The organism is Azorhizophilus paspali (assembly GCF_043587585.2).
Lineage (GTDB): Bacteria > Pseudomonadota > Gammaproteobacteria > Pseudomonadales > Pseudomonadaceae > Azotobacter > Azotobacter paspali.
In genome coordinates this window covers 2037804-2059259 of record NZ_CP171449.1, presented here as the reverse complement: position 1 = coordinate 2059259, position 21456 = coordinate 2037804, and the positions used below count along the sequence as shown (strand labels likewise).

Annotated in this window: 17 protein-coding genes, 5 pseudogenes and 1 other annotated feature; of the genes and pseudogenes, 10 read left to right on the top strand and 12 right to left on the bottom strand. The window is 63.2% G+C overall.

Going from position 1 to position 21456, the window contains the following annotated elements; all coding sequences use genetic code 11:
- Positions 1-9 precede the first annotated feature (9 nt).
- Together ACGI6K_RS10045 and ACGI6K_RS10040 are read left to right on the top strand one after the other, a co-directional pair.
- Complete coding sequence (locus tag ACGI6K_RS10045) at positions 10-999, top strand: 2-hydroxyacid dehydrogenase (protein WP_376945528.1); 990 nt, start codon at positions 10-12, stop codon at positions 997-999.
- 101 nt (positions 1000-1100) lie between these two features.
- Positions 1101-1380, top strand: a pseudogene (locus ACGI6K_RS10040) (OprD family outer membrane porin); the annotation flags it as partial.
- 15 nt (positions 1381-1395) lie between these two features.
- Here the strand turns inward: ACGI6K_RS10040 and ACGI6K_RS10035 are convergent.
- A protein-coding gene (locus ACGI6K_RS10035) for an IS630 family transposase (RefSeq protein ID WP_394543856.1) occupies positions 1396-2342 on the bottom strand; the annotation gives its coding sequence in 2 pieces (ribosomal slippage) (positions 1396-1997 and positions 1997-2342; 948 coding nt in all).
- 401 nt (positions 2343-2743) lie between these two features.
- Between ACGI6K_RS10035 and ACGI6K_RS10030 the strand changes: the two genes are divergently transcribed.
- Both ACGI6K_RS10030 and ACGI6K_RS10025 read left to right on the top strand, forming a co-directional pair.
- Entirely contained in the window at positions 2744-2980 is a 237-nt protein-coding gene (locus ACGI6K_RS10030; protein ID WP_376948921.1) for a hypothetical protein, read from the top strand.
- A gap of 104 nt (positions 2981-3084) precedes the next feature.
- Positions 3085-3306: a hypothetical protein gene (locus ACGI6K_RS10025; RefSeq protein WP_376948923.1), complete on the top strand. Its 222-nt coding sequence runs from the start codon at positions 3085-3087 to the stop codon at positions 3304-3306.
- 197 nt (positions 3307-3503) lie between these two features.
- Here the strand turns inward: ACGI6K_RS10025 and ACGI6K_RS10020 are convergent, their stop codons facing one another.
- The 4 genes and pseudogenes from ACGI6K_RS10020 to ACGI6K_RS10005 form a co-directional block, all read right to left on the bottom strand.
- The gene (locus ACGI6K_RS10020; protein ID WP_376948925.1) at positions 3504-4310 is read right to left on the bottom strand and encodes an inositol monophosphatase family protein; all 807 of its coding nucleotides are present in this window, start codon (positions 4308-4310) and stop codon (positions 3504-3506) included.
- A gap of 144 nt (positions 4311-4454) precedes the next feature.
- A complete protein-coding gene (locus ACGI6K_RS10015) occupies positions 4455-4586 on the bottom strand; it encodes a hypothetical protein (protein ID WP_376948927.1) in 132 nt (43 codons plus the stop codon).
- 263 nt (positions 4587-4849) lie between these two features.
- Complete coding sequence (locus tag ACGI6K_RS10010; RefSeq protein WP_377969228.1) at positions 4850-5146, bottom strand: hypothetical protein; 297 nt, start codon at positions 5144-5146, stop codon at positions 4850-4852.
- A 210-nt stretch (positions 5147-5356) separates the two neighbouring features.
- Positions 5357-5807 (bottom strand): annotated as a pseudogene (locus ACGI6K_RS10005) (transposase); the annotation flags it as partial.
- A 33-nt stretch (positions 5808-5840) separates the two neighbouring features.
- On the opposite strand from ACGI6K_RS10005, the gene ACGI6K_RS10000 reads away from it, so the two are divergent.
- Positions 5841-6242 carry a hypothetical protein gene (locus tag ACGI6K_RS10000; protein WP_376948929.1) on the top strand — a complete coding sequence of 134 codons (402 nt, stop codon included), beginning with the start codon at positions 5841-5843 and terminating at the stop codon, positions 6240-6242.
- 83 nt (positions 6243-6325) lie between these two features.
- Here ACGI6K_RS10000 and ACGI6K_RS09995 read toward each other — a convergent pair whose 3' ends face one another.
- Positions 6326-7624: an alpha/beta fold hydrolase gene (locus ACGI6K_RS09995; RefSeq protein ID WP_376948931.1), complete on the bottom strand. Its 1299-nt coding sequence runs from the start codon at positions 7622-7624 to the stop codon at positions 6326-6328.
- A 287-nt stretch (positions 7625-7911) separates the two neighbouring features.
- Here ACGI6K_RS09995 and ppnN point away from each other — a divergent pair, with 287 nt between their 5' ends.
- From ppnN to ACGI6K_RS09980, 3 genes are all read left to right on the top strand, one after another.
- On the top strand, positions 7912-9285 hold the full coding sequence (gene ppnN, locus ACGI6K_RS09990) for a nucleotide 5'-monophosphate nucleosidase PpnN (protein ID WP_376948933.1): 1374 nt from the start codon (positions 7912-7914) through the stop codon (positions 9283-9285).
- 235 nt (positions 9286-9520) lie between these two features.
- Entirely contained in the window at positions 9521-11350 is a 1830-nt protein-coding gene (locus tag ACGI6K_RS09985) for a hypothetical protein (protein WP_376948935.1), read from the top strand.
- A gap of 528 nt (positions 11351-11878) precedes the next feature.
- Positions 11879-13096: a sugar transporter gene (locus tag ACGI6K_RS09980; RefSeq protein WP_376948937.1), complete on the top strand. Its 1218-nt coding sequence runs from the start codon at positions 11879-11881 to the stop codon at positions 13094-13096.
- A 670-nt stretch (positions 13097-13766) separates the two neighbouring features.
- On the opposite strand, the pseudogene ACGI6K_RS09975 reads toward ACGI6K_RS09980, so the two are convergent.
- The 5 genes and pseudogenes from ACGI6K_RS09975 to ACGI6K_RS09955 all read right to left on the bottom strand — a co-directional run.
- A pseudogene (locus tag ACGI6K_RS09975) lies at positions 13767-13922 on the bottom strand (IS5-like element ISCARN85 family transposase); the annotation flags it as partial.
- 44 nt (positions 13923-13966) lie between these two features.
- Positions 13967-14458 (bottom strand): annotated as a pseudogene (locus ACGI6K_RS09970) (IS3 family transposase); the annotation flags it as partial.
- Between the two features lie 73 nt (positions 14459-14531).
- Positions 14532-15773, bottom strand: a complete 1242-nt coding sequence (gene ltrA / locus ACGI6K_RS09965) for a group II intron reverse transcriptase/maturase (RefSeq protein WP_376942479.1) — start codon at positions 15771-15773, stop codon at positions 14532-14534.
- Between the two features lie 496 nt (positions 15774-16269).
- Positions 16270-16913, bottom strand: a pseudogene (locus ACGI6K_RS09960) (IS3 family transposase); the annotation flags it as partial.
- Positions 16612-16728: a sequence feature (AL1L pseudoknot), on the bottom strand. Its footprint overlaps the pseudogene before it by 117 nt.
- Before the next feature lie 47 nt (positions 16914-16960).
- Positions 16961-17155 carry a hypothetical protein gene (locus tag ACGI6K_RS09955; RefSeq protein WP_376942477.1) on the bottom strand — a complete coding sequence of 65 codons (195 nt, stop codon included), beginning with the start codon at positions 17153-17155 and terminating at the stop codon, positions 16961-16963.
- Positions 17156-17575: 420 nt separating this feature from the next.
- Between ACGI6K_RS09955 and ACGI6K_RS09950 the strand changes: the two genes are divergently transcribed.
- A complete protein-coding gene (locus ACGI6K_RS09950; protein WP_394543851.1) occupies positions 17576-17968 on the top strand; it encodes a FagA protein in 393 nt (130 codons plus the stop codon).
- Positions 17961-19337 (top strand): class II fumarate hydratase, encoded by a 1377-nt coding sequence (locus tag ACGI6K_RS09945; RefSeq protein WP_376942473.1) that lies wholly within the window; start codon positions 17961-17963, stop codon positions 19335-19337. Before ACGI6K_RS09950 ends, ACGI6K_RS09945 begins: the two co-directional genes overlap by 8 nt.
- Positions 19338-19486: 149 nt before the next feature.
- Here ACGI6K_RS09945 and ACGI6K_RS09940 read toward each other — a convergent pair whose 3' ends face one another.
- Entirely contained in the window at positions 19487-21436 is a 1950-nt protein-coding gene (locus ACGI6K_RS09940) for a DNA topoisomerase III (RefSeq protein WP_376942471.1), read from the bottom strand.
- Positions 21437-21456 lie beyond the last annotated feature (20 nt).

The following is a 21456-nucleotide window of genomic DNA, read 5'->3' as shown; positions in this document are numbered from 1 at the left end:
TCCGTGTCCATGAAGAACATCGTGCTCTACAAGAAGCTGTCCACCGAGCTGATGACCCGCCTGCGCCAGCAGGCGCAGGTCACCTGCATCGACGACCTATCGGCCGACGGCCTGGCCCGCCTACGCGACGCCCTGCCCGGTGCCCACGGCCTGCTCGGCGCCAGCCTCAGGCTGGACGCCGAGCTGCTCGACCTGGCGCCGCAACTGGAAGTCGTCTCCAGCGTCTCGGTGGGGATCGACAACTACGATCAGGACTACCTGACCCGACGCGGCATCCTGCTCACCAATACCCCCGACGTGCTCACCGAGACCACCGCCGACACCGGCTTCGCGCTGATCCTGGCGACCGCCCGGCGGGTCGTCGAACTGGCCAGCTGGGTGCGCGCCGGGCAGTGGCGCAAAAGCATCGGCCCGGCGCACTTCGGCAGCGACGTGCACGGCAAGACCCTCGGCATCGTCGGTATGGGCCGTATCGGCGAGGCCCTGGCCCGCCGCGGGCACTTCGGCTTCGGCATGCCGATCCTCTACCACAGCTCGTCGCCCAAGCCGGAGGTCGAGCAACGCTACGGCGCCGGCTATCGCTCGCTGGAGGCCTTGCTGGAAGAATCCGACTTCGTCTGCCTGACGCTGCCACTGACCGCTGCTACCACAGGGCTGATCGGGACCCGAGAATTGGCGCGGATGCGCTCGGAGGCCATCCTGATCAACATCTCGCGCGGCAAGGTGGTCAACGAGACAGCACTACTGGAAGCCTTGCAGGCCGGCCGCCTGCGCGGCGCCGGGCTGGATGTGTTCGAACGCGAACCGCTACCCGCCGACTCGCCGTTCCTGCGCCTGGACAACGTGGTGGCAACCCCGCACATCGGTTCGGCCACCCACGAAACCCGTGAGGCCATGGCACGCTGCGCCGTCGACAACCTGCTGGCGGCGCTAGCCGGCCAGCGCCCGGCCAATCTAGTCAACCCAGCCGCCCTGGAGGTCGTCCGGACCACGGGCTGATCGCCTACCGACCGCAATTTTCTCTCCCACCCCGGACTTCCCTGCCGCGATCGCGGCCCGGGTGTGGGAGGGATCCGTGCCATCAAAAGACCATAACAACAATGCACAACGACAAGAAACTTCAGAGACAGCGCTACCGGGATTTTCTCATCCACTTCCTGCCCCTGACGCTCCTGCTGCCCATCGCAAGCGTTCAGGCCGAATTCCTCGACGACGCCAAGGGCTCCCCCGACCCTGCGCAACTTCTACATCCACCGAAACCTCGTCGACGACCGCGCCACCCGCAGCAAAGCCGAGGAATGGACTTGGAGCTTCATCCTCAACCTGCAGTCCGGCTATACCGAAGGCCCGGTCGGCTTCGGCATCGACATCCTCGGCCTCTAGAGCATTTTTACTTTATCCCGATTCATATCCGGCTGCCTCGAAGTAGTGCCTGCAGTCCTGCGCCGAGAACTGCGCAATCGCCTTGCCAATGCTCTGCCACAGCTCCGGCACGATCCGCGCCGCCGCCTTTCGCAGCAGCGCCTTGAGCTTGGAGAATGCCCTTTCGATCGGGTTCAGGTCGGGGCTATAGGGAGGCAGGTAGCGCAGTGTGGCTCCTGCGCCCTCAATGGCCTGGCGTACCCCCGCCACCTTGTGGGCCGGCAGGTTGTCCATCACCACGATAGCGCCGGGCGTCAGCTCGGGAACCAGAACCTGCTCGACATAGGCCAGGAAGGCCGGGCCGTTCATGGCGCCGTCGAGCACCAGCGGAGCAGTTAGCCCATCCACGCGCAGGCCGGCGGTAAAGGTCGTGGTTTTCCAGTGACCGTGAGGGACCGCGGCCAGGCAGCGCTCGCCGCGAGGGGCCCAGCCTCGTAGGCGGGCCAGGTTGGTCGCGGCGGCGGTTTCGTCGACGACGATCAGCTTGCGCCAGTCGAAGCCGGGTTGTTCCTCGAGCCACTCCTGTCGCGCTGCCTGGACGTCCGGCCGCTGCTGCTCGGCCGCATGCGCGGTCTTTTTTTGAACGTCATGCCGTGCCGGTCGAGAAACGTCCATACCGTCGCCAGGCTGACCCGAATACCGCGCTCCCGCTCGAGGGTTGCGGCGAGCTCGGCCAGCGTCAGGTCGGGGGTTTGCTCGAGCAGGCCGAGCAGGTAGTGCGCATGGGGATCGAGCCGCAAGCCCCGGGGCTTGCCCTGTCGGCGGGCGACGAGCTCCCCGCCTTCCCGAAAGCGCCGTACCCAGACGATCGCCGTCGCCGTGCCGATATCGAATCGCTCGGCGGCCTGCCGAGCCGACAGCCCGCCCATGGCCGCGTCGACGACGCGTCGGCGAAGATCGGCACTGTATGCTCGAGCCATTCTGGTCTCCTTGTCCGAGCGGGAGAGGAGGACCGAAATGACCAGGAAGAGCAACCCCTGTATGTCGAATTCGTGTTTTCAAAAAATGCTCTAGAACGCCAGCACGAAGCTCATCGTGGGCGTATCGATCCTGCTTATCCGGAATCGGCAGTTACCGGCAAACGGACCTTGAGAAAACATGCGCGACGGCCTTTACTGTGAAGCAAAGCGCAAGAACCCATATATCGAAACACTCTAAAACTATCCACCGCAAGATCGAACAATCGGCAAAGTTCGGCCAATCCATTTATCGCCCCCTATGCACTTGCCTGTTGAAATAGAAATCCATAGGTGCATTCTTCTCTCTATCCGGATCGACGAACAGGGCATGCTGTACTGAAAGAGTGCGAGGAGCTTGAAACATGAGCAAGCAAGTAACCGAGCTGAAACGATGCTTTCGACGGGAAGTGGATGCATTTCTGGACAATATGGCTTGCTGCAGGCTGGAAACGCTGGACTCTGAAACCCTGGAGCGGATCGAGCTGGTCCGTTTGTATGGCAGGATGATCGACGCGGCGCTGGATCTGGAGCAGCTCTTGCGCGTCGGAGACAAGCTGTTCGAGCTGCTCTCGATGTCCCCGCAAAAGACCGTACATTGAGTGATCGCTTTGACGGTGATTTCTGAAAAGGCGGAACGACTTAACAAGTTCGGAGCACAAAGTCGTCCTTGCGATGACTTGTTACCAGTACCGGAGGCATGGCCATGAACAACTTCGAGCTGGAAGTGGAAATAGCGCAGGTTATAACCCAGGATGGGACCGTGGTACTCAGATTGAGCAGCCAGGATAACGTGCATGATCTGTACATCCACCCATCGAGCGCCCGCGAACTCGGGCTCTGCCTGATCCAGGCCGCTGAAAGCACCGTGACGGACCCGTCCTTGCTGCAACTGTTCGACAATTGGAAAAAGGCAGCGGGCGAATGAAGGGTCATTCCCGGTTGCGTTCCGTTTTTCAGCCTTGTCATGACCCCGGATGAGCCGAGACGTTGTAAGAATGTCGGCGATACCCGAGCGGATCGATGGCACAGCGCCGCGATCGAGTCCGCGAGGGATGTCGCGTGCCTGCCGGCTCGGCACCGGCAGGCCGCGAAAGCGCTATCCCGGCAAGGCAAAAGGCTCGTTCAAAGCGTGAAAACCTCGCGCCGGAGCGATTCCCAGGAGGACCTGTCCGGTGCGATCAGCAAGCCGCCGTCCAGATGGTGCGGCAGATAGGGTGTTCCATCGAAACGGGCGACGTAGGCACCCGCTTCCTGGCAGATCAGGGCGCCGGCCAGATGATCCCAGGGCATCAGCTTGTAATACATCAGATAATGCACGTGACCCGCGGCGAAGGTCCGGTGTTCGTGCGCCGCGCAGCGGTAGTTGGCGACGAAGCGGACCTTGGACAGGTTCGCGAGGATTTGCGGCTGCCGGTCTTTCGGCAGATAGCCGGTCGAAGCCATGCCGACCATCTGGTCGAGTGCGACCGGGGCGGCCACGGAAAGCCGCTGCGCCTCGCCGTCCGGCCGTCTCAGCCAGGCGCCGCCGCCTTTCTCCGCCATCACCCAGTCGTCGCCCATGGGATCGTAGATGATGCCGGCGATCGTCTCGCCGGCGAGAACGACCGAGGCCATGACGCCGAACGCCGGGATACCCGAGGCGAAGTTGAACGTACCATCGACAGGATCGACGACGATGGCGAGTTCGGCATCCTTCAGCCTGTCCAGCAGCGCGGGCTCCGCCGCGACCGACTCCTCGCCGACGAATAGGGCATCCGGCCAGAGCCTTGCGCTCTCCTCCTTCATCATGCGTTCGGCCTGTTCATCGGCCTCTGTCACGAGATCCGTCGCTTCGCTCTTGCATCGCACGTCGGCGCTGCCCAGGCGTCGGAAACGGGGCACTATCTCGGCCTTCGCCGCCCGCCGCAGCAGGTCGGCGAGCACCGTCACATCAACTTTCGAAGTCATTGCATGTCCTGTGTGGAGACAGTGGGGACGCTCAGGTTACGACCATTGGCACGAAGCTCAAAGCCGGTCCCGGCAATTCGCGGCACAAGGTTCGAAGCGCTCCGGGCTCTCTTTGAAGCGAAGATCTCACAGGGATTGCTGTGTCTCACCGTCCGCGCCGGCCAGCACTTCGACGAAGGTATCCAGCCTGAAATACTTGCGGATGGCGGCATTGACCTGTTCCAGACGGATACGCGCAAAATCCTCGTTGCGCTCCACCCAGGGCTGCAGGGTGAGCAGCCTTTGCAGCAGGGATAGGACGCCCCGCTCCTGACCGAAGTTCAGGCGCCGCTCGTGCAGGATGGCTTGCCAGGCCTGCTCGAGCTCCTGTTCGGTGATGTCATGCTCGATCAGCCGGGCGACCTCGTCCTTGACCAGGTCGGCCAGGCGCCGGCCCTGGCCCAGCGGATAATCGGCCTGGATGGCGACTCAGTTGGCACGGTCAAGCGGATCGACCCGGATCGAGGTACGGACGTCGTAACTCAGCTTTTCCCCTTCGCGCAGATGTTGTTCCAGGTGCTAAACCAGCGGGTGGCGGCCGAGGATGCGTTCAGCAACGAACAGGGCGGCCTGCTCTTGCGACTGGTTGCCGGCATCGAAATGCAGGCGGGCGAGGTAGTAGCCGGCCTGTGGCGCCCCGGCATGTACACGCAGGCGGGCGGCGGTACGTTCCGGTAGGGACGGGCCGGCCTGGCGTAGCGGGCCTTGCTATTCCAGTCGCCGAACAGACGCCGTACCTGCCGCTCCACCTGCTGCGGGTCGAAGTTGCCGGAAAGCACGAACTCGCCACGATCCGCACCGTAGAAATCCCGGTGAAAGGCCAGTACGTCATCGCGACCCAGTGGTCGCAGGGCGGCGAGTATTTCCGCCGACTTGGCATGGCGGCGCACGTCGCCGACGGGATAGGGAGCGGCATGCCGGTTCAGATATAGGGCGGCGACCGTGGCCGGCCGGGACAGCGCGGTGCGCCAGGGCACTTGGCCCTCGTCTATGCGGATATCCTGTTCGAGTACCCACCCGGTTTCCACCCGGCCCCGGTCGTACCAGGGCCCCTCGCGAACGATGCGTGGATGCCTGGCATCCTGGCGCACGATGAAATCGGTTCGGGCCTGCTAAAGCGACTGGAGAATCGCGCGCGTGCAGAAATGCCGGTCGGCCATCCACAGCTGCCCCGGCCGGGCATTGTCCAGTAGCGGCAGGACGCCGGTGCGCTCGCTCTCGTAGGCATCCTCGCAGACCGCCAGATCGGTCACCCGGTCCAGGTCGGGGTCGTAGACCACCAGCCGAATGCCCCGGCAGAGCGGCGGCGCGCTGGTTGCGCAGCGGCGCCAGGCGTTTCTCCGAGGCCGGCAGATGATTGCCGTCGATGATGCGCACCTGCCAGCCGGGCAGGCAGGGCGCTGTGCCCAGGGCCGAGACGATCGGCTCCAGGCAATGGGCAAGAACAAGCACGGACCGCTATGATCGGCACTCATGACTCTCTCCATGCCGATCCGTCCCCCCTGCCCGCCCGGTGTCTGCACCTGTGGGCGCGAGCGCCTGCCGGATGCGCCGGGTGCTGATCTGCGCATCCTGTGTCTGACTCGCCAGGAAGAAAAACGCCTGCTCGAGCGCCTGGAGAATCTTGTGGATCTGGCCGATCTCGAACATATGCAGCGGCGGATGTTCGAGCAGCTCGGCATCCGTCTGGAAATCGCTCCGAGCTTCAACGAAGTGCGCAGCATGCGCGGCTTCGCCATTCGCATCGACGAGTTGCCCGGCTTGTGCCGCAAGACCCGCCAGTCGATCCCGGCGGCGATCCGCCGCAGCCTGGAGAAGTGCCCGGAGATCGCCTACCGGCTGCTCGATGCCCACGACCTACTGCGCGATGCCTGAATCCTCGAAAAGGTGCCCTCGCAGCATTCGCCCGCCATGCGATACCGGTCGAACAGGCGTCTTTGCGCGTTCGCAATCGCCCGCTACTGCGCGGCGATCCAGCGGGCGATCTCCGGCCAGCGTTCCGTGAGCGTCCTGGCCCCCATGAACAGGCCGATATGGCCGCCGGGCACCAATTGCCGGACGATGCGCTCCTGCGGGGTGCCGACCAGATTGGCGGCGTTAAACACCTGCTCCGGGCTGGTGATGTCGTCGCCTTCTCCGGCCAGCAGGTAGACTGGACAGGTGATATCGCGCAGATCCAGCCTCCGTCCCAAGCCGGCGAATTCGCCCCGGGCGAGGCGGTTTTCCTTGAACAATTGGCCGATGACCTGGAGATACCATCGGCCCGGCAAGTCGAGCGGGTTTTCGTACCAGCTCTCGAAGGTTTCCTTCTTGCGCAGGTAGGCCGGGTCATCGATATGCTCGTAGAGATCGATGTGCTCCAAAATGTAGTGCTCGCCGGGGTGCATATTCTTCCAGCCCTGCAGCATGAGCTCGCCCTTCATCAGACCGCCGCCGAGAGCCACCAGGTCTTCGTAGAAGGAGATCGGCGACTCGTGAACCATGCGTCGGATCGGAGTATCGCCGGCATCAGTATCGATGGGCGCGCCAGCGAGCACCAACGAATTCACCTTGTTCGGAAAGCGTGCCGCCAGCATGGTCGCCGTCCAGCCGCCTTGGCAAAGGCCGACGATGTTCACCCGGCCGCCGAGGTCGTCGATCGCCACCACGAGCTCGCCGAGATAATTGTCGATCTCGAAGTCCTTCATATCCTCCGTCGCCGACTTCCAGTCGGTAAGGGCGACATGCCCGATACCGTTGGCCAGCAGTGTCTCGACTAGGCTCTGCCCCGCGTGGTAATCGGCGATCATCGCGGTATGCCCAGCGTATGGCGCATCGACCAGCGTGGGAACTCCCTCGCCGGGCCTGCCGTAGTCGCGCAGGAACATGGTCCTGAGATCGAGCCGGACTTGGTTCGGGGTCGCCAGGCTGGGTCTCAGCTCGCCGTGGATCTTGACTTCCTCCTGGATGAACCTGAGGTTTCGCGCATAAAGCTCCAGCCCTTTCTCGGCCAATTCGGCAGCCATCGTCATCGGCCAGAACGCCGGCACGCTTGCGCACGACAGCCCAGAACCCCGAAGAGATTGCGATTTCGCCATGGTATTTCCTTCCTTCGCAATTGATCGGAAACCCCCTTCATTGCAGCAGAAGAAAGGGCATGGCGCCTCAATGGGAAAGCATTTTGCTTCGCCGGGGCCTATCCACGGGACAGATTCCGGCTGCGGGATTCGAAGCGCATCGGGCGTGGCAATTGCCTCTTTCCCGGCAATGTCGGGCACGCACCTGCCGCGGCGGCATCCAGCAGAGCTGCCGATCCGCACGCATCGCTCTCCGCTTCGCTCGAGACCGGCGTAAAATCGGACAGGCCTGCCGGCCCACGCGGCTGCCTTCTCCCCTGGCGGAGGCGCCCGCGGCCGGCAATCCCGGCAGAGATTTGCCGGACTGCCCAGTCGGGAAGGCCCGACTGATGAAGAAAATGCCCTCTGCGCGCGACCGCGTTCGGCTTTCACCATTCCGATGCAACCGGCCATCAGTGGCCTGGGGCATCGTTCACAGGGGACCGAAAATGGACTCAAGACCAGTAATCAACGCTTCGGTAAGCCCCAAGGGTAGCCTGGAGACACTGTCCCAACGCGAAGTCCAGCAACTGAGCGAAACCGGGTCGGGCAGCCTCTACACGCTGTTCCGCCAATGTGCCCTGGCGATCCTCAACACGGGCGCCCGCACCGATAACGCCAAGACCATCCTCGAGGCCTACGAGGACTTCGAGGTACGCATCCATCAACAGGACCGCGGTGTCCGCCTGGAACTGCTCAACGCACCGGCGGATGCCTTCGTCGACGGCGAGATGATCGCCAGCACCCGCGAGATGCTGTTCAGCGCCCTGCGCGACATCGTCTACACCCAGAGCGAACTGGACAGCCTGCGTATCGACCTAAGCACCTCCCAGGGCATCACCGACTACCTCTTCCACCTGTTGCGCAATGCCCGCACCCTGCGCCCCGGCGTGGAACCGAAAATGGTGGTGTGCTGGGGCGGCCACTCGATCAGCCTCGACGAGTACAAATACACCAAGAAGGTCGGTCACGAACTCGGTCTGCGCCGTCTGGACATCTGCACCGGCTGCGGGCCCGGAGTAATGAAGGGGCCGATGAAGGGCGCCACCATCGCCCATGCCAAGCAGCGGCACGTCAGCGGCCGCTATCTGGGCCTGACCGAACCGGGGATCATCGCCGCCGAGACGCCCAACCCCATCGTCAACGAACTGGTGATCCTGCCGGACATCGAGAAGCGTCTGGAAGCCTTCGTGCGCGTCGGCCACGGCATCATCATCTTCCCCGGTGGAGCCGGCACCGCCGAGGAATTCCTCTACCTGCTCGGCATCCTGATGCACCCGGACAACCGGGAGCTGCCGTTCCCGGTGATCCTCACCGGCCCCCGAAGCGCGGCGCCTTACCTGGAGCAGTTGCACGCCTTCGTCGGCGCCACGCTGGGAGAAAAGGCGCAGCGCCATTACCGGATCATCATCGAGGACGCCGCCGAGGTGGCACGGCAGATGGCCCAGGCACTGAAGGAGGTCAAGCAGTTCCGCCGCGAGCGCAACGACGCCTTCCATTTCAACTGGCTGCTCAGGATCGAGGAAGGCTTCCAACGCCCGTTCGACCCGACCCACGCCAACATAGCCAGCCTGCAACTGAGTCGCGAACTGCCCCCACACCAGTTGGCAGCCGACCTGCGCCGCGCCTTCTCCGGCATCGTGGCCGGCAACGTGAAGGACAAGGGCATCCGCCTGATCGAACAGTACGGCCCTTACGAGATCCACGGCGAACCGACGGTGATGCGCCCACTGGACGAGTTGCTGCAGGCCTTCGTCGAGCAGCACCGGATGAAGCTGCCGGGCGGCACGCCCTACGTGCCCTGCTATCGGCTAGTGGGCTGAAGTCCGCGCTGTAGGAGCGTATTTATCTGCGATCGTCGCCGAAAACCAAAGAATCGCAAATGAATTCGCTTCTACAAAGGCGCTATCGCCGCCTTTTCCGCTCATCTTTGCGGGAAGGGGCAAGCCTCTGAAAGAGGCGATTCGAAGGCCGGCAGGCCGGGCAGCCGTGGTATAGTCCGCGCCCTTTTCCGCACCACCATGTCGGCCTGCCGACCCAACGCACAGGTATCCCCGTTTGGAACACAAACCTCTCATCGAGCGTTTGTGGGGCATCGCTCGCACCCACAGTTTTACCGCATTCGAATCCTCTCTGCACGAAGCCAGCCCCGACGGCTCGCTCAAGGCCCTGACCGGCGCCCTGCGCCATCTGGCCGGTGCCGATCAGCACAGGCTCGCACAGGAACTGCTGGCCGAATCCCTGGATAACCATGTCGCCTCGCCGCAGATTTTCTGGCGCCTGGAAATGCTCCTGCTGCTCGGACATCCCGAAGCCGCCGGCAAGCAGGACGCGGAGGGAGTCCAGGATCTCGCCACGCTGGAGAAACGGGTTCGCGAACTGGTTCAGGCCGACCGGCTGGACGAAGCGCTCGACCTGGTGGGCAAGGCTGCCCAAGCCAACGCGGCCCCACAACTGTACGAACTGCTGGGCCGCCTGCACCTGCGCCGCGGCGCCGGCCGGATCAGCGTGCCGGCGGTCGAGGCCGCCCGGTTCGAAGCTGCCGCTCCTGACACGCGACCGCCACAGGTGGCCACTGCGCCAACCGACGCGGCGCGTATCGAAGCCAAACCGGCCATCCCGCCCAAGCCACAGACAGTTCCACCCCGCCTGGAAACGCGCCCGCCAGCCGAACAAGCCGATCGAACGGCGGAATCCGCCTTAAAGGCGCCGGTCGCCGAGCCGCCGCGATGGGTAGCCGAAGAACTGCTCAAGGCACGCGCCAGGGCACAGGAAGCCATGCAGAAGCGGGCCGGGATCGCGCCAACCGAAGAAAAGCTGGCAATAACCGCCGTCGCTACGCCGACTGTCAGGCCCGATCCCGCGCCCGTCGAGATACCTGCTCCGGACGAACCCAAGGAACAGCTTTTCGCCCGCCTGCGCGAAGCCTTCGCCAGACTCGGCAAGACCGAGCGCAAGCTGCTGGCCTGGATCATGGCCAACCCCAACCAGAATGCCGCCCAGATCGCCAAGAGCACCGAACTCGGCAACGCGGAGGTCGCCACCGCGCTCAAGGGCCTGACCGGTCTCTGGCTCGATCCCTTCACCTTCGCCGGCTACACAGTGCGCGACTATGTGCTGGAGTGCATGTCCATGGGCAAGCAGGCGCCGGCTGGCGCCCGCCAATCCACGCCGGTCAGCGCCAGCCGCACACCGGCCCCTCAAACGCCACGCGCGCCCATGCCGGCAGCCCGGCCGGAAGCCACCTCGGCGCCGGCGAAACCAGCCGGAGCCACCGGCTCGTCCGCGCTGGTCGGCCTGAGCGGGCTCGACAGGCAAGTGCTGGAATACATCCGCAACCATCCGGGATGCTCGCCGAACGAGGTGATGGAGGCGATGGGGCCGGACGAACCGGCTTCGGTATCGCTGGTCACGCTGCGCCGGGACTGGCTGGACCGCGACGCCCAGGGCCGCTACACCATCAAGCCGGCGATGGTCGAGCGGATTCCGAGCAGCGATCGACCCGAAATCCCGCTCCAGGCAACCGGGCCGGAAGTCGACGACGCCCACCTGGACGCGATTCCCGAGCGCAAGTCGCGCGTCATGGAGAGTCTGGCGGCATCACCGCTCGCTGCCGTCACCCAATCTGGGAAAGAATCGGCCCGGCTGGCCCGGCTGCCCAAAGGACAGTTGCGGATCCTGCAGTTCCTGCACGACAACGGTCAGGCGCGCACCAAGGACATCGCGCGCACCCTCGACCAGGAAGCAGCTAGGGTCAACAGCGCCCTCCTCGGCCCGCTGGCCGACTTCGTGTCGGTGACACACAGCTTCTGGCGGTTGAACGACGATATCCGCCCGGCGCTGGCCGCCCTCGAGACCAGTGAGGTAGCCCACACGGCCGAAGCCTGAGCATGGCGGCTACGGCTCCGAGCGGACGTCCCGCCTCCTTTCGGATCTGCAGAAGCACGGAGGAAGCCCCTTATACGGTTTTCCTCCCAGGACGGGCTCCGCGCGGCGCTCCGAAGCCGCCAGCGAAGTGCCGGTCCGAACCTCGAAGCGGACGGCGAGCACGGACCGGCAAGGTTCTGGAGACGACCCGGATTATCCGGGCGACGTGGACACCGCGCTACGCCCCGGATCGCCGACAATACCGGCTGTCAGGAACAGAAAAAAGCCTATGATCGTCCAGTTGTAGTCCAGACAGGCGCGCCATAGAATCGATTCAGTTCCTTGGCTGTCTCCCCTTATACCGATAATAAATCCCCCCGCTACGCAGCACGTCGTGCGCCTTGGCTTCGCGTCAAGGCAGCGAGCTTCGGTGCGCCCGCGATTTGGTATGAGGGCGTGTTCCTAATTTCGCGCACAGGCGCCTGGTATGTTCTTCCCATGCCAGGCGGACAGCTCCTGTCGCCTCCCTTTCGAAGGTGCACGTTTTAAATGAACACCCCACCGAATGCCCCCGCCGGCAGTTGGCCAAGCGTGATCGCGCTGGCCCTGGCAGGCTTCATCTTCAACACGACCGAGTTCATCCCCGTCGCCCTGCTGAGTGCCATCGGCGACAGTTTTTCCCTGTCGACCGACCGGGTCGGCCTGATGCTGACGATCTACGCCTGGGTGGTCACCCTTGCCTCGCTGCCGATGATGCTGCTGACGCGCAATATCGACCGGCGCCGGCTGCTGATACTGGTGTTCGCCCTGTTCGTCGCCAGCCATGTCCTGTCGGCGCTGTCTTCCAACTTCATCGTCCTGCTGCTGAGCAGAATCGGTGTCGCTTTTGCGCATGCCGTGTTCTGGGCAATCACGGCCTCCCTGGTGGTGCGTGTGGCCCCGCCTGGCAAGCAGACCCAGGCCCTCGGCCTGCTGGCGACCGGTACTTCCCTGGCCATGGTGCTGGGCATTCCGCTGGGGCGCGTGGTAGGCGAAATGCTCGGCTGGCGCACGGCCTTCGCGGCAATCGCTGGGATCGCCATGCTGACGCTGTTGTGCCTGGCCTGGACACTGCCGCCATTGCCCAGCCAGAATTCGGGGTCGCTGCGCAGTCTCCCGGTACTGTTCAAGCGCCCGGCGCTGGTGGCCTGCTATGTACTGACCGTCGTGGCGATCACCGCGCATTTCACCGCCTACAGCTATATCGAACCCTTCGCCGAGGCCATCGGCCACCTGACCGGCGAAGCGACGACCATCCTGCTTCTGATCTTCGGCGGCGCCGGCATCATCGGTTCCCTGGTGTTCAGCCATTTCTACAACCGGACCCCGAACGGCCTGCTGATCACCGCACTCTCCGCCATGGCACTGTGCATGCTGCTGCTCCTGCCCTTGGCCGGAGAAGCCTGGACGCTCGGCGCGCTGAGCCTAGCATGGGGGGTCGCCATCATGTGCTTCGGGATGACGCAGCAGTCCAAAGTCATGGCGCTGGCCCCAGACGCTACCGACGTGGCGATGGCCCTGCATTCGGGCATCTACAACATCGGCATCGGCGGCGGCGCCCTGCTCGGCGGCGCGGTGAGCAGCCATCTGGGAATCTCGGACATCGGTACCGCCGGCGGCCTGCTGGCCATGGGTGGATTGCTGTTCTGTTGCGCGATGACTTATCGCCTCAGCAGACCGCTCGTCCCCCAGGCTCTTGCGACTGGACAGCAGGACCTGCGGGTTTGAGAGCAGATAGGTAACAGCCGCAGGGTCGACTCCCGTCTGCCATGGAAGCCGGGAGTCAATCCGAAAGCCGGACTCCGATCACACCTTCAAGCGATCCGTGTCCGTTGATCGGCTCTCCGCATACCGAAACCGCTACGCTGAACATTTCCCGGTCGGCGTATCGTTCGTCGCCGACCTTTTCCAGCTATTCCTGATTATCCAGTCTTGTCCGGAAGCTAGGATGGGTCTGCCCGAGCGACATGCGGCGCCTTCGGCATCGAGCCGGAGAAATCGCATGTACCCATATCTTGGATCCCATCAATCGCCTAGGCTATCTGGCTATCCTGGCTGGATTTGGCTTGGCACATACCGGAAGAACCGGTGCAACGGCACGTCGCGGCGGGGCGCCTGCAGTACGTGCTGGAAGGCTGTTTCCCGCCCCTCTCGGACTTGCACGTCCTCTAACCGGGCAGGTACCAGTCTTCGCGCGCTGCTCCTGGTGGTCGACAGCCTGTCGCTATCGCGGCGAACAGCCGTGACTCATAAATTTCATTAATAAGCACATTCGATTTACTGATCTTTATCGATAACCAGCGCACTGCTTATCATTTTCGCCGGCCTCGGCGTTCGCCGACACGGCCACCAGCGCTATGGCCGGCCCGCTGCCGGGGGGATGCGTCCATACCATCTGTTAACACAAACGTAGGGCATCCGCGATGAGAGCCAAGTGGATGAAGGCGACGTACATCAGGTCGAGCTTGTCGAACCGGCTGAACACTCTGCGAAAGCCCTTCAATCGACGGAACAAGCGTTCGACCTGATTGCGTTTCTTGTAGACCTGCCGATCCTATTTGAACCGCCCCGGGAATTCCGGAGGCTCTTTGGTGTGAGTCATGCCGCTTGGGCTGACTCGTTAAGTTGCTGATAGTAGATCGCTTCGGCTTCTGCCGGCGGCCTGTTCCCGATGGGCTCCAGTAGCCGTCGGTGGTTGAACCCGTCCACCCATTCCAGCGTCGCCAGCTCCACGGCCTCACGATTCTGCCAGGAACGGCGATGGATCACCTCGGCCTTGTACAGGCCATTGAGGGTTTCGGCCAAGGCATTGTCATAGGAGTCACCCACGCTGCCCACCGAGGGCTCGACCCCAGCTTCAGCCAAGCGCTCGGTATAGCGGATCGAGACGTACTGCACGCCACGGTCGCTGTGGTGGATCAGACTGCCCTGGCCGACCGGTCGGCGGGCATACAACGCCTGCTCCAACGCATCGAGTACAAAATCGGTACGGGCTGAACTGGACACGCGCCAGCCGACGATACGCCGGGCGAATACGTCGATGACAAAGGCCACGTAGACGAAGCCCTGCCACGTACTGACGTAGGGGTAAGTAGGCCGGGGGAGTTTCACCCCCAGCCTCTCGCAGAACCGGACGTGAGCCTCTCGACTCATCCGGCTCCCATCATCCAACCGCAGGGAGACATCCCATGCCCCAGTGCACGAAGGCTCTCGGGAATCGACGCGCAAGCCGCCCGAGGGCGTGTCTCGCCCGCGTTTTATGGCGCGCGAGAGTCTTGTACTTGCGCATCATCCAGCGCACCAGATAGTCATTCATGTGTTTCCAGATCACCGACATCGCCGAGCCATGGAAGCGGCCGTAGTACTGCTGCCACCCCCGCAGGATCGGATTGAACATCGCCGCCAGATCGCCCAATTCACGGTCGCACATCAATTGCAGATGCCAGCCCCGAATGGTCTGCCGCATCACCTTGAGGGCATCGCGGCTGACCGCCGCAGCGAAGTTCACATCGACCCGCTGATACCTGTCCACCGCTTTGCGCGGCCGGAAGGTGTATCCCAGGAAGGTGAACTGCACATTAGGATGCGCTTCCCGCCGATTGCCGTCCTGGCAGTAGACGATCTTTGTCTTGTCCGGATGCAATTCGAGCCCGCACTCGCGAAACCGCTCGCCGATCCTGTTCAGAGCCCGCTTGGCCTGAGCCAAGCTCCTGCAATGAACCACCCCGCCATCGGCATAGCGGCAGAACCGCACGCCTCTGAGGTTGCGGCTGACCCAGACATCAAAGGCGTAGTGCAGGAACAGGTTGGCCAGCAACGGGCTCACGACGCCGCCTTGCGGCGTGCCGCACGTCCGCTCCAGAAGTACCCCGTCTGCAGTCTGCATTGGCGCTTTCAGCCAGCGTTCCACGTACAGGAGAACCCATGGGGTCTGGCAGTGCTTCTTGAGCGCGCGCATGAGCAGATCATGGTCGATATTGTCAAAGAGACCCTTGATATCGAATTCCACAACCCAGTCGTACTCCCAGCTTCGCCGCCTCACCATGGCAATCGCATCATGGGCAGAGCGACCCGGTCGATAGCCATAGGAGTTTGGATGGAACATCGGGTCGATCTGCGGCTCCAGCAGGAGCTTGACCGCCGTCTGCGCCACTCGATCGGCAACCGTGGGCACACCCAGCACACGCACACCTCCCGACTTCTTTGGAATCGGCACCCCTTTTACCGGCGGCGGAAAATAGCTGCCGGAACAGAGTCGATTCCATAGCCTGTACAGGTTGTTGCCCAAGCCACTCTCGAACTGCTCAATGGATTGACGGTCAACGCCTGCGGCGCCACCGTTCGCCTTGACACACTTGAATGCCTCCCAGATTAACGCCTTGGGAATGTCATACGGTTTGGTCATGCCGCCGTGCTCCTCCTGCTTGCGCAGTTGACACGACGACAGACCGGGATAACGCAGCCCCTTCGCTCCACCACCCTTACAGCGGCTTCAACACTACCACGAGCGGCTCCGCCCCTTGGTGGCGCATCAAGCTTGTGCCTTTCGCTTGGCATCGCCACCGAAGGTTCCCGCAGTTCAACGTAAGAGCCTGAATCAGGCTGACGCTGCCTCTATGCCGGACACCGCCTGGCCCGTAAGCAGGTAACGGCCAGACTGATCGCGGGGCACCATCACTCCCCGGTTTTGATGTCATCTGAGTACTTTCGACACTTGAACGGCAGTTCACGGTTGTTCGTCTTCCTGGTTCATACCTGACGCCTTTACGGCGCCTTTTCCATGACGCTCACGACCAGACCAGGGCTTTTGACCCAAGCCGCTCAGGGTGGTTTGCCACCCGCTCCTGCAAGCTGATGGCGAGGGGCCATACCCTCATCTCCTACGCCGCTTGCTGCGGCACACTGAAGTCCGACACCCAGAGCGCATTGGGCCGCTCGGCGCGGAACGGGCGGTTGACCTTGTCCAGTGGGCACGGGTTGGCCTTGTCGCGGGTCGTAGTCTTGACCGATTTGCCGCGTACGACGCCTTGTAGGCCCAGTCGCTGCATCAGCCGCTCCACCGTACAGCGCGCAACCCTCACACCTTCCCGCAGGAGTTGCCGCCAGACCTTGCGCACGCCGTAGACCTGGAAGTTCTCCTCCCAGACCCGCTGGATATGCCCGCTCGGCACCTCGTCACGCCGTGCTCGCGGGGAACGCCGCTCAGGGTCAGCCTGGCCTTGTGCATGGGCGTAGTAGGTCGATGGAGCAATCGGCAGTACCTGGCAGATCGGCTCGACTCCATAAACCTCACGGTGCTCGTCGATGAACGCCTTCATGGCTTGAAGCGGCGGTCGAGCTCGGCCTGAGCAAAATACGCGGACGCCTTGCGCAAGATCTCGTTGGCCTGGCGCACCCAGCGGCGCAGTGTTTCAGCGGTACAACCGATCTTGGCGGAAATCGAGCAGATCGCCGCCCACTCCGATTCATGGTCGTCTTGATGCTCCAGCATCAGACGAACCGCTCGCTCGCGGACTTCCGGGGAGTACTTCGTCGTTGTCTTCATGGCTCCATCCTCTCAAGAGTGGGAGCCTCCGGGAAAACCGGGGCGGTTCAGTCCGGCTCGGCCAGCTCGCCCCAAGCGGTCAGATACGCAGAATTCACCAGCCCGTCGCGAAAGCTCCGACGATTATCCCTCAGCCAGGCCCGGTGGAAACACCGTACCACCTCGTATACACGCTGCAATTCCACCGGACGAAAATAGCCGCGCAACAGCACGAAACCATCCCGAGCGAAACGGTCGATCAAATGACCTCCTACAAATGTTCGTCCCCAAGCGCCGGCAATGCTGCATAGGTGACCGAGAAAACCACGGATCAGAACATCGTCCGGTAACCCTCGGAACCGATGTCACGCAAGCGTCCCTGCCCCATCGGCATGAACCTCGCCCGAGGCACAGCGCACTGCCGCACAGGCCCCGATGCTTCACAAACGACCCATGCCAATCGCGAGAAAGGCGAAGAAACATCGGCCGGAAGCGCTCTAGGGCCACATCGAAACCGTCGCCCATACCGTCTCGGGAGCCAGCCACCGATGACCTTGCTGGCCAATTGCCCGTGCTCGATGCCTGCCAAGCACGCGGGCACCGGAGGCAGAATATCCATAAAATGATATTGATTATTATTTGCATATTGTGATTAATATAATTTTCGCCAGGAGGGTAGACCGATGTTCAAACCTCGTAATAGGCCATGCCGGGACTGTTGGCATTGGCAAAGCTTCATGATCCGCTGTGCATTGAGACCCGAAGAGCCGCGTCTGATCGAGTGCTTCATGAGCCTTGGCGTCAGCCTGGTCGAACATGGCCAGATAAGCCCGTGGCATATGTCGCTTGCCAGCCTGAACCTTTTCCTCGATACCGCATGCGATCCCGCACTGCCATGGCACTGGCGCAACCTGTGTCTGGACCATGCCTGGCGCCCCCTTCATGTCTTGCAACAACTGGTGAGCGACCGCATGCAGCAGCGTACGCTCGATACGGTGCGCAATCGCCTGGCCACCCTGCGATTGCAGCCTTCCCTCTCCCCCTCGGAACTAGCAGAAGGAAATCCCTATGAATAACCACAGGATCGAACGCGACAGCATGGGCGAATTGGCTGTTCCGACCGAAGCGCTTTACGGTGCGCAGACTCAGCGTGCCGTGAACAATTTCCCGGTATCCGGCCAGCGGATGCCGGCAGCGTTCGTGAGGGCGCTCATCCTCGCCAAGGCTGCGGCAGCGCGAGCCAACGTAGAGTTGGGACAGCTCGCTCCGGAGTTGGGCAGCGCCATCGCCGCCGCCTGCCAGCAATTGCTGGAGGGCGATTTCATGCAGCACTTCCCCGTGGACGTGTTCCAGACCGGCTCCGGTACCAGCACCAACATGAATGCCAACGAGGTGATCGCCACGCTGGCGAGCCGCATTCTCGGCGACAAGGTCAGCCCGAACGACCACGTCAATTGCGGCCAGAGCAGCAATGACATCATCCCGTCGACCATCCATGTGAGTGCGGCCATCGAACTGAGCGAGCGCCTGCTGCCGGCCCTGGAACATTTGTCGAAGGCGATAGGCGAGAAATCCCGGGAAGTGCACCCCTTTGTGAAGACCGGCCGAACCCATTTGATGGATGCCATGCCGGTACGCATGAGCCAAGTGCTGGATGGCTGGGCGCACCAGATTCGGTCGAACATCGAGCATCTGACAGGCCTGCAACCGAGCCTGCATGCCCTGGCTCAGGGCGGAACCGCGGTGGGAACCGGGATCAATGCGCACCCGCGCTTCTCCGAGTACTTCTGTACCGAACTCAAGACTCTGACCGGGCTCTCGTTCACACCGGGAGACAACCTTTTCGCCCTGATCGGTTCTCAGGACACCGCGGTCGCCCTGTCAGGCCAACTGAAGACCACCGCCGTGTCGCTGATGAAGATTGCCAACGATCTGCGCTGGATGAACTCCGGTCCCCTGGCCGGCCTCGCCGAGATCGAATTGGAAGCCCTGCAACCCGGCTCCTCGATCATGCCGGGCAAGGTCAACCCAGTGATTCCCGAAGCCACGGCGATGGTCGCGGCACAGGTGATCGGCAACGATGCGACCATCGCTATCGCCGGTCAATCCGGCAACTTCGAGTTGAATGTGATGCTGCCGGTCATCGCGCAAAACCTGTTGCACAGCATTCAGTTGCTTGGCAACGTCAGCCACTTGCTGGCCGACCGGGCCATCGCAACTTTCAAGGTCAATCAGCCGAAACTCAAGGAGGCGCTGGATCGCAACCCGATCCTGGTCACGGCCCTGAACCCGCTGATCGGTTACCTGAAAGCGGCGGAAATCGCCAAGCTGGCCTACAAGGAGGGGCGGCCGATCATCGAGGTGGCACTCGAACACACCGAGTTCAAACGCGAAGAGCTGGAACAACTGCTCGATCCTGAGAAACTCACCGAAGGCGGGCTTTGATACTCCGGCATATCGCTTGACGAAGTCTCCTCCGGCGGTCGATCGGCCAGGGAAAACGCGGGATAGCGATATACCGGGGTGCTCCCCGAAAAAACGGTGCATCGGCTGAAACGGCGTCGAGATTTCCTTTTCCCGCCGTTTTTCAACCTTCAGGGCGGTGTGGCTGGCCTGGCGCGACGCCTGCCGCCGGCTCCGGGCTTACCCGCCTTGCGCTTCTTCTTCCAGGACCCGGCCTCGGCGCCTTGTCCGGCCGAGGCCGCCGGACCACTGATGGTCAGACGCAGGCCGGCGCAGCGTTCGACGAGCTTGCTCATCCAGGCCGACTGCTTGGCGACGAACGCCTCCAGACTCATCTCGCCGCTCTGCACCATGTCCAGCGCCTGCTCCCAGATCGCTGTGGTACCGGGGTCGGCAATCGGCCGCGGCACGGCGTCGATTAGGCTGAAAGCAGCCGGCGTGGCGGCCAGCGCCTTGCCCTGCTTGAGCAGATAACCGCGCTCGACGAGAGCCTGGATGATCCCGGCGCGGGTCGCCTCGGTGCCGATGCCGGTGGTGTCCTTGAGCTTCTGCTTGAGGCGCGGATCGTCCACCAGTTTGGCGACGTTCTTCATCGCCTTGATCAGGTCGCCCTCGGTGTAGGGTTTGGGCGGCTGGGTCCAGAGGTCCTTGAGCGTCACCTTGGCCACGGCATACTCCTGCCCTTCGCGCAAGGCCGGTAGCTCCTGCGACGGCGGTGTTTCGCGGCCCTTGGCCGGGGTCAGGGCTTCGGGCAATGCGCGCCGCCAGCCGGGCTCGATAATGCGCTTACCCACCGCGCGTAGAGCATGGCCGGCGCAGTCGAAGTCGGCCTGGGTACGATCATATTCGTGGTTGGGCAGGAACTGCGCCAGGTAGCGCGCACGGATCAGGGTGTAGACAGCGCACTGCTTACCGACTAGACGGTCGAGGGTCTGCGCGGCGACGGTGGGGATGATGCCGTGGTGGGCGCCGACCCTGGTATCGTTCCAGGCCCGCGAGCGGCGCTGCGGATCGATGTGGTGCATCAGCCCGGCCAGCGCCGGATCGGTCCGCGCCAGCGCGGCGAGAATTGCCGGAGCCTCGCCGTGCTGGCTTTGCGGCAGGTAGCCGCAGTCGCTGCGCGGGTAGGTGATGACCTTGTGCGTCTCGTAGAGCGCCTGAGCGATGTCTAGGGTCTCCTGGGCGCCGAGGCCGAGCTTCTTGGAGCAGATTTCCTGTAGCGTGCCCAGGTCGAACGGCAGCGGCGGCATCTCGCGTATCCGCTCGGTCTTGAGCGCGACCAGCCGCGCGCTGCCGGCGTGGCGCATATTTTGCGCCGCCTGCTGCGCCAACTCCTGTTTGAGGCAGCGCCCCTGGTCGTCGCAGGCATCCTCCGGCGCACGCCACTGGGCGGTGAAAGCTGTGCCCTCGGCCAACAGTTGCACCTCGATGGCCCACCAGGGCACCGGCACAAAGTCGGCGATGCTGCGGTCACGGTCCACCACCAGGCGCAAGGTCGGTGTCTGCACGCGCCCCACCGACAATACGCCCTGATAGCCGGACTGGCGTCCGAGCAGGGTGAACAGCCGGCTCATGTTCATGCCGATCAGCCAGTCTGCGCGGGAACGGCCCAGCGCGGAATGGTAAAGGCTGAAGGTCTCGGTACCCGGCTTGAGCGCCGCCAGCGCCTTGCGGATCGAGGCATCGTCCAGCGCCGACAGCCACAGCCGGCGGATCGGGCCGCGATACCGGCAATGCTCCACCAGTTCGCGGGCGATCATCTCGCCTTCGCGGTCGGCATCGGTGGCGATGATCAGTTCGCGGCACTCGCCGAGCAGGCGCTTGATTACTTTGTACTGGCTGGCGGTCTTGGGCTTGACCAGCATCTTCCAGTGCTCGGGGACGATCGGCAAGTCGTTCAGATCCCAACGCTTGTAGCGGGCGTCGTAGGCATCCGGCGGCGCGGTTTCCAGCAGGTGGCCGATGCACCAGGTCACGGCCAGGTCCGGGCCGAGCCAGCAGCCGTCGCCGCGCCGAGTAGCCTGGAGCACCTTGGCGATGTCCTTGGCCTGAGAAGGTTTTTCGCAGAGGAAGAGCCGCATGGTCGCCATCGTGGGTTGTC